The sequence below is a fragment of the Variovorax sp. 20P10.2.4 genome (assembly GCF_058244205.1).
This window is the reverse complement of the sequence record NZ_JBZAYE010000407.1, coordinates 1-6,786: the sequence shown is the minus strand read 5'-3', so window position 1 is coordinate 6,786 and position 6,786 is coordinate 1. Positions and strand designations below refer to the sequence as shown.

The 6,786-nt window shown below is 70.2% G+C and carries 11 protein-coding genes and 1 pseudogene; 6 read left to right on the top strand and 6 right to left on the bottom strand.

Features of this window, described 5'->3' with window-relative positions:
* A pseudogene (locus AC27VN_RS28545) lies at positions 1-1,188 on the bottom strand (GH36-type glycosyl hydrolase domain-containing protein); the annotation flags it as partial.
* Entirely contained in the window at positions 1,185-1,403 is a 219-nt protein-coding gene (locus AC27VN_RS28540; protein ID WP_398493072.1) for a hypothetical protein, read from the bottom strand. The pseudogene AC27VN_RS28545 and the gene AC27VN_RS28540, both read right to left, overlap by 4 nt.
* A gap of 287 nt (positions 1,404-1,690) precedes the next feature.
* On the opposite strand from AC27VN_RS28540, the gene AC27VN_RS28535 reads away from it, so the two are divergent.
* The 5 genes from AC27VN_RS28535 (at position 1,691) to AC27VN_RS28515 (ending at position 3,129) form a co-directional block, all read left to right on the top strand.
* Positions 1,691-1,849 carry a hypothetical protein gene (locus tag AC27VN_RS28535; RefSeq protein ID WP_490878720.1) on the top strand — a complete coding sequence of 53 codons (159 nt, stop codon included), beginning with the start codon at positions 1,691-1,693 and terminating at the stop codon, positions 1,847-1,849.
* A 114-nt stretch (positions 1,850-1,963) separates the two neighbouring features.
* Positions 1,964-2,311, top strand: coding sequence for a hypothetical protein (locus AC27VN_RS28530; RefSeq protein WP_093350118.1), 348 nt, complete (start codon positions 1,964-1,966; stop codon positions 2,309-2,311).
* Positions 2,312-2,335: 24 nt separating this feature from the next.
* Complete coding sequence (locus tag AC27VN_RS28525; protein WP_093350121.1) at positions 2,336-2,515, top strand: hypothetical protein; 180 nt, start codon at positions 2,336-2,338, stop codon at positions 2,513-2,515.
* Between the two features lie 8 nt (positions 2,516-2,523).
* On the top strand, positions 2,524-2,841 hold the full coding sequence (locus tag AC27VN_RS28520) for a hypothetical protein (RefSeq protein WP_490878719.1): 318 nt from the start codon (positions 2,524-2,526) through the stop codon (positions 2,839-2,841).
* A gap of 33 nt (positions 2,842-2,874) precedes the next feature.
* Positions 2,875-3,129: a DUF1488 family protein gene (locus AC27VN_RS28515; protein ID WP_490878718.1), complete on the top strand. Its 255-nt coding sequence runs from the start codon at positions 2,875-2,877 to the stop codon at positions 3,127-3,129.
* 12 nt (positions 3,130-3,141) lie between these two features.
* On the opposite strand, the gene AC27VN_RS28510 is transcribed toward AC27VN_RS28515, so the two are convergent.
* Together AC27VN_RS28510 and AC27VN_RS28505 are read right to left on the bottom strand one after the other, a co-directional pair.
* On the bottom strand, positions 3,142-3,825 hold the full coding sequence (locus AC27VN_RS28510) for a Crp/Fnr family transcriptional regulator (RefSeq protein WP_490878717.1): 684 nt from the start codon (positions 3,823-3,825) through the stop codon (positions 3,142-3,144).
* Between the two features lie 138 nt (positions 3,826-3,963).
* The gene (locus AC27VN_RS28505; protein WP_490878716.1) at positions 3,964-4,704 is read right to left on the bottom strand and encodes a Crp/Fnr family transcriptional regulator; all 741 of its coding nucleotides are present in this window, start codon (positions 4,702-4,704) and stop codon (positions 3,964-3,966) included.
* A 262-nt stretch (positions 4,705-4,966) separates the two neighbouring features.
* On the opposite strand from AC27VN_RS28505, the gene AC27VN_RS28500 reads away from it, so the two are divergent.
* Entirely contained in the window at positions 4,967-5,230 is a 264-nt protein-coding gene (locus AC27VN_RS28500) for a hypothetical protein (RefSeq protein ID WP_490878715.1), read from the top strand.
* Positions 5,231-5,233: 3 nt separating this feature from the next.
* Here the strand turns inward: AC27VN_RS28500 and AC27VN_RS28495 are convergent, their stop codons facing one another.
* Positions 5,234-5,944 carry a glycosyltransferase family 2 protein gene (locus AC27VN_RS28495; RefSeq protein ID WP_296775684.1) on the bottom strand — a complete coding sequence of 237 codons (711 nt, stop codon included), beginning with the start codon at positions 5,942-5,944 and terminating at the stop codon, positions 5,234-5,236.
* Positions 5,945-6,143: 199 nt separating this feature from the next.
* A partial coding sequence (locus AC27VN_RS28490) for an AMP-binding enzyme (RefSeq protein ID WP_490878714.1) occupies positions 6,144-6,786 on the bottom strand: 643 nt, incomplete at its 5' end.

The following is a 6,786-nucleotide window of genomic DNA, read 5'->3' as shown; positions in this document are numbered from 1 at the left end:
CTGGCCGAACAGGTAGTAGCCGGCGGTCTCGTCCGCCGGGTCGACATCGGGTTCTCGCGTATAGCTGCCGTCGTGCGCGGCCGCCATGGCCAGCTGCACCACGGCCTGCGCCACGTCGCGCTCGGAGCGCCGACTCTGGCGCGCCACCTGCTCCATCGCATGCGTGATCTGCTGGCGCGTGGGCTCGCTCTCGGCCGCGAAGCTCGGCAGCTCGCGCAGCACGCGCAGCGAACGGCTCACGGGCTCGATCAGGTCGTTCCACTCCACCTGGCCGACCATGCGCAGCGTGGTGATGATGTTGCCGACCGTCAGGTTGGCGGCCACCTGCGCGTCCTGCGCATCGCGGATCAGCGCCGCGCCGTTCGGGCAGTGCAGCTCGGTCCAGCGCACCAGCGCGGGCATGTTCTCGCCATGCTCGCCCGGCAGGCGCTGCCACAGCTGCGTGAGGTAGCTGTGCTGCAGGCCGTGGCTGTGCAGCGCGCGGAACAGCACGTCGAGGTCGGCCGCGTCGAGCCGCGCGGCCGCGTCCCAGGCCGCGTGCGCGATCTCGCCCGCCACCTTGTGCTCGGCGATGCTCTCGGCCACGCGGCGCAGGTTCTCGAGCAGCACCACGCGCAAGGTGGTGGGCAGCGCCCAGAGTTCGCCCAGCGTGAGTTCGTCGACGTCCTGGTAGGCATCGAGGAAGGCGGTGAACAGCGCCTGGTTGAGCACGCTGTCGGTGTGGGCCACGTAGGCCCAGGCGATGCCGTAGACGCGCGGCAGGCCGGCCAGCGGCGCGCGCGCGAGCTTGGGCAGGCGTGCGTAGTAGCTGCGCGGCACGCCGTCCTGGATCTGCTGCAGCTGGGCCTCGACCAGGTGGAAGTTGTCGAGCAGCCATTCCGCGGCCGGCGACACGTAGCGCCCGCTCTGCGAGATCAGCGCGATGTAGTCGAAGGCGCTGCGCAGCGACTCGAGGTTCTCGTGCACGCGCGGGAAGAACGGCGCGCGCTCGCGCGCGTGGCGCGCGCGGTCGTCGTCCGCCACCACCGCCTGCGCGCGCGCGAGGCTGCGCCCGTGCTGTTCGAAACGCTGGGCACCGAACAGCTCCGCGCGGATCGGTGGCGCCACCGGATCGTGCGGGTGCAGCAGCAGGTTGCGCGCATAGGCGCTCAGTCCGTCGAGCCTGTGGACGATGGCCGCGGCGCTCAAGCCGCGAGAAACAGGCCGATGGCCAGCACCACGGCGGCGCATGCCAGGGTGACGATGCGGCCGGCCGCGAGCGCGTGCAGCTGCTGCAGGCGGCCGCGCAGCGAGGACCAGCGGCCGTGCGCGCGCGCGCAATGGCGCATGTGGGAGGCGAGGGAATCGACGTCGCTGCCGATAAGGTCGGCGTGCGAAGGGATGGACGAGAGGGGGGCTGACATGGCTACGGCTCCTTGTGACGGATCAAGAGCTGCCGCGCGATCGCGAGAACTGTGAACGTCTGCCGACCGTACTCTCTTTCGGCCACCCGTGCTCGTTTCATCGGCCCGCGCGCGAGAAAGGCCTGTTGGCCTACAAGGCGGCGCGCGATGCGACTGCACGGCTGCGACGCGCACGAAAGTCGAGCCCTTGGGAGCAAACAGGCGTAGCGTGGGCCCGCTGCCCGGCGCAGCGGACACCCGAACCGGATGCACCGCTCGACGCCATGGCTTGCAATGAAAGCGTTCCCATGAAAAAGCCCCTCCCCGTCCTTCCCGCCGCCGTGGAGCCGCCGGTCGTCGCGTCCGCGCCCCCCGAGATGGGATCGCTGCGCGCCGCCCTGATCCTCGCCGGCGTGCTCTACGTCGCCGTGCTGCTCGTGCTCTGGGCGATCGATGCGTATTTCTAGGCATCGAAGCCGCTGCCGCGGCCACGCTATGCGAGTTGGCGCACAGACAACGGCGCGTCGTGAGGGCTAGAACCGGGTGTCGCGCATTCGCGCAGCAGCTCGGCTCGGCATCCCATGATCCCCACCCCCTTCGTTCCCCGCTTCCGCGGCGCCGCGCGGAACTCGGCGAACCCGCCGCCACCGCCCCCGGGCTGCGATGCCTTCGAGCACCGCATGGCGCTGCTGCAGGCCCTCAATGTCCGGCTGCGCTCGGCCGTGCGCACGGGTTCGGCGGAGGCGACGGCCGCGAGCGCCTGTCGCCTCCAGCAGGTGGTGCTGGAGTGCTCGGTGGACCTCGATGTGCTGCATCGCGGCCTGCGAGCGGAAAGCGCGCGCGGGCGTTGGCTCGAGGAAAAGACATGCAGCCACCGGCAGTTCGGTGCGCCAGCGAACGGACAGGCGCGCATCGATGGCGCACGCTGAAGTCCCACCTGCCCGGAACGCTCCATGACACTGGCCCACGACATCGCCGCACTCGAACAGCGCATCGCGCAGGAGGAAGAAAAGCGCGACGCGTGGCGCGCCGTCGGCGCCAACGAGAAGTACATGGAGGCCTACGGCATGGTCGAGGCCCTGGAACTGCAACTCGAACGGAAACTGCTGCAATCCGGCAGCTACAAGGAATGAGCATGCCGATGACCCAGACCCCCGGGTGGCCGCAGCTGCGGCCACCGGCGCTAGCGAAGTTCTCGACCGGCGACGAAATGGACATCCAGTTGCTGGTTCGCCTGGGCCGCATGATGCCGCCCCGGATGCTGGCCCTGTCGGCGGATATCGCCGCGGCCCGGCGGCTGGTCGGGGCCGGAATGATCGAGGTCACGGGCCAGCTCCGGTCCGAAAAGCGGATACCGGCCATGTATGCCGTCTACGTGCGCCAGATCACGCCGGCGGGGTTGTCGGCCATCGCGGCCGAGAAGGATCGGGCCCGCGGCCCGTCGGGGTTCGGCCTGTGACGACGCGGCGCGCTGCCCGCGGGAGCTAGCACGATGTCCGACGCCCCTTTCTTCCACGATGCCTCGAACGCGGTGCGCTTCTTCGTGACGGTCGACGGCCGCTCGGTCGACGCCAGCATCGGCAAGACGACCCTGCACTACCACTTCCGCACCGCCGACAACGCCGATCCGCTCGAGACCTATGCTTCGCATGCCGAGGAGATCGATGCCGCCGTGCGGCGCCGGCTGGCCCAGGGATCGACGCCGCCCGTGATGCTGCGGGAGCACGACCTGCGAAGCACGGGTTAGCGGCGCGAGCCCTCAGGGAATCAGTTCCGAATAGCTGCGCCGGTGGGCCCGGTAGCAATCGCACGCGGCCTGCTCCAGGCCCGCGCGGTCGGTGATCGTGATCACGCCGCGCCGGTAGTCGATCAGATGCCGCGCATGCAGCGCGGTGGCGGCGTTGGTGATGCCGACCCTGCGCACGCCCAGCATGTGGCCCAGCGCTTCATGGGTCAGCGCGAGCTGCGTGGAATGCGCGCAATCCTGCGTGGTCAGCAGCCAGCGCGCCAGCCGCTGCTCGATCGCATGGAAGCGGTGGCACGGGCCCGAGCGGCCGAACTCGGTCAGCAGCACGCACACGTAGCGATGCAGTACGCGCGCGAGCGGCGTGCTGCGCGACAGCTCCCTGGCGAAGGCATGCGCCGTCAGGCGCCACGCCAGGCCCGGGCCCTGCACCAGCGCGCGCAGCGGCGCACGCTGCACGCCCAGCGACAGCTCCCAGCCCAGCGCGCCTTCGTTGCCCACCATGCCCGCCTGCAGGCCATCGTGGCCGTCGGCGGTGGACACCAGCGAGACGAAGGCACTGGTGGGGAAATGGATGTGATCGATGACGTCGCCCGGCTCGTAGAGGACCTGGGACGGCGCGAGCGGCACGCTGTCGCAGCGTTCGAGCAGGTGCGCCCTGTCGCCCGGCGGGAGTGCCTCGAGCAGGCGATTGAGCACGGGGCGGGTCGGGTCTGGTGTCACTGAGCCGCCTGTAGCGAAGTGCCGCGCGGGAATGCGCGAGCGAGCGCATTCTGTCCGAGGGCCGCGGCCGCGTCTGTGCGAAGGCGCACACGAGCGCAGTGCGCGTCCGCGCGCTCAGGTCGCCAGGCGGCGCGGCAGCAGGCGATCGGTCTCGCGCTTCACGACCTCGTAGCACTCGCACACCTGCCGCTCCAGGCCCGGGCGGTCGAGCACCGTGATGCGGCCCCGCGCGTACCTGATCAGCTTCAGGCGCTGCAGCTTGCCGGCCGCTTCGGTGACCCCCTCGCGCCGCACGCCGAGCATGTTGGCGATCAGCTCCTGGGTCATCACCAGTTCGTTGCCGGGCAGCCGGTCGAGGCTCAGCAGCAGCCAGCGGCACAGTTGCTGCTCGAGCGAATGGTGCCGGTTGCACACCGCCGTCTGCGACATCTGCGTGATCAACGATTGCGTGTAGCGCAGCAGCAGGTGAAGCAGCGGACCGCCCTGTTCCGTCAGCGCGCGGACATGGCTCGCGCCCAGCCGCAGGGCGTGGCCCGCGCTCTGCACCACCGCGCGGTTGGGCGTGCTGCCGCCGCCCATCAGCAGCGACACGCCCACCATTCCTTCGAGGCCGACGACGGCGATCTCGGCCGACTGCCCGTTCTCCAGCACGTACAGCAGCGAGATGATGCAGTCGATCGGAAAGAAGACATGCTGCTGCACGACACCCGATTCGTAGAGCACCTCTCCCAGCCGCAGCGGCACGCGCTCGAGAAAGGGCTCCATCCGGGCCATCACCTCGGCGGGAATGGCCTCGAGCAGGCCGTTGCGGGGGGCAACCGCATTCAATGAAGACGAACGCGGCGACGATGCCATGGCGGAGCGCTTCCAAAGTTCGCATCATTCTGCGCCAGGGCGACCGGTGTCTGTGCGGCAGCGCACCAACCGGCGGTCCGCCCGGCATCCCGCCCCTGCCCATCTCCTGCGTCGCGATGCGTCGAACACCTACGGCACCCGGACGGGCCCGCTCGACAGACTCGTTGCCTGCTTCGGCAGTGGTCGAACAACCTTCAGGAGGCCCTATGGCAGACGATCCCACAACGCTTCGCGACGCGGTGAAGGCCGCCGGGAGGCTGCAATGAGCCGGCTGCGCCGCATCGCGGTGTTCGTCGAGGAAGTGGAGCCGGGTCATTTCCACTGGGTGCTGCACGAGCAGGGCGACGACGCCTCCGAGTGGGTGGAGCTGTCGGCCAGCCCCATGGCCTACGACCTGTGGCTCGACGCCTTCGAGGACGGATGCGCCGAACTCAAGCGCATGGTCCGCGACGAGAACATCGGGCCGCGCACTCCCGGCGAGGACGAGGATGCACCGCCCGTCGGCCCGTTGGCCGACACGGACTGAGCTTCAAGCGACAGCGGCGGCGCCCGAGGGCCCGCCCGCCGCTTCGGCCAGGCGCTGCGCCACCGCATGGAGCAGCGCGGTGGCGAAGCCGCCTTCCGCGCGCGCATCGGTGCGCGCGCTGGTCACGACGCGCGGCAGCGCACTCCACGCGATCGAGCATCCGGCATCCGCCAGTGCCCGCACCAGCGCGACGTCCTCGCTGCAGGCCAGATGCCGGAAGCCGCCGGCCCGGCGGTAGGCCGCGGCCGAGACGCCCAGGTTGGCGCCATGCACGTGGCGATGGCCCTCGCGATCGGCGTAGGTCGCGCCGAAATGCGCTGCGAGCAGACCGGCGTTGCCGCCATGGGGCGACCAGTCGGCCACCGAGACCGTGCCGCAGACCACCTCGGTCTGCAGCGCCAGTTGCGCGGCCAGCCAATCCTCGGACACCAGCGTGTCGGCATCGGTGAATGCGAGCCAGCGCGCGCCGCGCGCCAGCAATGCCTCGGCACCGACGGCGCGCGCCATGCCCACGTTGCGCGCGCGGATCGTCACCGTCAGCGCATCGCAGCAGGCGGCCACCACGCCGGTCGCGTCGGTGCAGGCGTCGAGCACCACGATGGTCTCGACCTTTTCGCCCGCCAGCGCGGGATGCAGCGACGCACGGCGCGTCGCCGCGAGGCAGGCGCGGATCGTCGCCTCCTCGTCGTGGGCGGGGACGACGATGCCGATCATGTCGCACCTCGCGCGGCGACGGCATGGTGGATCGGTGTGGCGGGCGACCGCGCGTTCTTCGGTGGCTGGGTCATGGCGGTGTTCCCGTGCGGGGTGAATGTGGACGCTGCAAGCTAGCCCGTCCGTTCACCGCCCCTTGTAGGACACGCCGCTTCGCTGGCGTCATTGCACCGGCGGCCGGCAGCGCCCGGCGCGTCGCTCAGTTCGTCTGCGACAACTGATCGAGGATCGCCGGATTCTCGAGCGTGGACGTGTCCTGCGTGATCGCCTCGCCCTTGGCGATGCTGCGCAGCAGCCGCCGCATGATCTTGCCGCTGCGCGTCTTGGGCAGGTTGTCGCCGAAGCGGATGTCCTTGGGCTTGGCGATCGGCCCGATCTCCTTGGCCACCCAGTTGCGCAACTCGGTGGCGATCTGCTTGGCCTCCTCGCCGGTCGGCCGCGCGCGCTTGAGCACCACGAAGGCGCAGATCGCCTCGCCCGTCAGGTCGTCGGGGCGCCCCACCACCGCGGCCTCGGCCACGAGGTCGGTCTTGGACACCAGCGCCGACTCGATCTCCATCGTTCCCAGCCGGTGGCCCGAGACATTGAGCACGTCGTCGATGCGGCCCGTGATGCGGAAGTAGCCGCGGTCCGCACCGGACCCGGAGGGTCCGCCAGCGGACTGCACGGCACCGTCGCCCGCCAGATAGATCGTGCCGCCCATCTCCTCGGGGAAGTAGCTCTTCTTGAAGCGCTCGGGATCGTTCCAGATGGTGCGGATCATCGAGGGCCAGGGCCGCTTGATCACCAGCATGCCGCCCGCGCCATTGGGCAGGTCCTTGCCGGTCTCGTCCACGATCGCG